The sequence below is a fragment of the Streptococcus acidominimus genome, from assembly GCF_001921825.1.
In the GTDB taxonomy this organism is placed as follows: domain Bacteria; phylum Bacillota; class Bacilli; order Lactobacillales; family Streptococcaceae; genus Streptococcus; species Streptococcus acidominimus.
Genome location: NZ_MSJL01000096.1, coordinates 1 through 2,158 on the forward strand (window position 1 = coordinate 1; position 2,158 = coordinate 2,158).

Below are 2,158 nucleotides of genomic sequence, written 5' to 3' on the forward strand. Positions count from 1 at the left end.
TCATGGGCTTAGTGCGCCCAAAAATAGGAAAATAAGCAAAAAGTAAGCTTCGAAAGCGAAGCTTACTGGAATTAATGCTTACAAATAGGGCTTACTTAACAACTACTTGAAGTTTTTAGAGGTGCCCATAATAAATAGTTATCGGTAGGAGAAGTGAAAATGAACAACCAGTATCTTGAAAATAATTACAAAATTAAGTTAATTAGAACATCATCCGATACTGACTATATTGATTCTGTTAAAATTTATTCAAGAGTTACTCCTTCAGACATTAGAACAAACACAAACGTAACATATTGGCTAGATAATAAAATTGTAGAATTTGAGAGCTACTTTTTCTCTCTCTTCTTAAACGATACAAATATTGGCCTAGCAATGTGTATATACTTAAAATCCACTAAAACAGTTGTAATTGAGTATATAGCTGTCGAAGATGCATACAGAAAAAATAATACTTACCTTAGCTATTTAAATGAACTGAGAATGTTTATATCAAATTTATTAGAGGTCACATATTTCATTTGTGAAATCAGTAATAAAAATAACGGAGTTGAAGTTGACGATGAGAGTAAAATATTTAAAACTATTCTATCAATAGAGAATTTTTTCACTATAGATGCTGATTACCATACACCACCTTTAGGGATTAATAATGAGTTTAGCAGCTTCGAAGCTAAATTAATGATTAATTCTAATACTAACATAAAGACGATTCCCAAAGAGACTTATATTAGAATTATCCAATCTTTATATTTTGAATACTATATAAATTGGTATGTACCATTTTTTAATGAAAGTGAGAGACTTCGATATAATAATCAGATCCAAAATACTTTTTTTAGTATTCAAAATAAACTTGAAGAGTTACCTGAACCACTGCAGTTTATTGAAGTTAATAAGGATAAAATCAAAAGTGCAGGTGGCGTTGAAAAGCTACCTGCACCTAAAAAGAAACTAAACCATAATTTAACATCTATATTTATATCAATATTCGTTTTTCCAATTATTGTCATTGCGTATTATAAAGTATTTAATTTCTTTGGAATTGATACAACTACAAACTTTACCCCAATAATTGGTGGAATTTCTAGCATAATCGTTAGCATACTCCCATTCTTACTAAAAAAAGATACTGTCTAGTGAATTTTAGTACATTTCAAAATTATATTGCTAGAACAGTTGCGGATTCCTGGAAAAAATCTAACAATCTTATCTACTCCAGTGAACTTTGCTGCAAGATCGTAGTTATTCGTTATTCTAAGGATGATAGAACTTATTATATGGAACTGATACTTGGTATCAATTTGAAACCCCTGAGATTTTAATATATTTTCAATATACTTTATCGAAAATATCCAATTACTATGCCTAGTCTTTAAGTAATCCGTTTCTATAATTGAAACGGATTTTTTGTATTTATTACTGCCGAAATACTCAAAACTATCACTAGGTTCAAACTCTAAATACAAAGTTCCTTTAACTTTTAACACACGTTCAAATTCACTGATTACTTTGTTAGCATCACAATAATTTATTACAGAACCTACACAAACAATATGATCAAAGTAATTATCTCTCATAGGAATATTCTCAATATTTCCGATAATTTTGTCAGAAATTCTACTTAAGGTTTTCTCAGCTATATCCATATGGATTGTATGACCCGATAAACCATATGTATTGCCCCCAGAACCAGCATTTAGAATAATATCATCATTATTAAAAGAGCAATTATTCTTTAAAAATAATTCAATAGATTTATTTGTATATCGATACCAGTTATCATACCAAATGGCTTCGTGTTCATTATAAAACTTTTCTATTTCAACTAAATCTAGCTTTTCATTCACTACACTTCTCCTACCGATAACTATTTATTATCACTATTATATCATAGATTATTACTTCTAATATATATTTTTAAAATAATTTTGCAAACCAATCTTGTTCTGACGTTGCTCTCTTATGAAAAAAGGATGAAAAGTGTTGCCTTTTCAGGTAGTTGTCTAGTTGATAACGAGGCAAGTGAAATATAGTTGTTTCACTCTAAAATCCATGATATAATAGAACCATGACATATAGTATTGATTTTAGAAAACGTGTAATCTCTTTCGTTCAGGAAGGGCATACTCGAACAGAAGCCTGCGAACTATTTGGT

Annotated in this window: 2 protein-coding genes; one reads left to right on the forward strand and one right to left on the reverse strand. The window is 29.3% G+C overall.

Features of this window, described 5'->3' with window-relative positions:
* The first annotated feature begins 159 nt into the window (after positions 1–159).
* A complete protein-coding gene (locus BU200_RS10355; RefSeq protein ID WP_075100043.1) occupies positions 160–1,140 on the forward strand; it encodes a hypothetical protein in 981 nt (326 codons plus the stop codon).
* Here the strand turns inward: BU200_RS10355 and BU200_RS10360 are convergent.
* Complete coding sequence (locus BU200_RS10360) at positions 1,137–1,850, reverse strand: class I SAM-dependent methyltransferase (RefSeq protein ID WP_075100044.1); 714 nt, start codon at positions 1,848–1,850, stop codon at positions 1,137–1,139. The genes BU200_RS10355 and BU200_RS10360 overlap by 4 nt on opposite strands.
* Between the last annotated feature and the right edge of the window lie 308 nt (positions 1,851–2,158).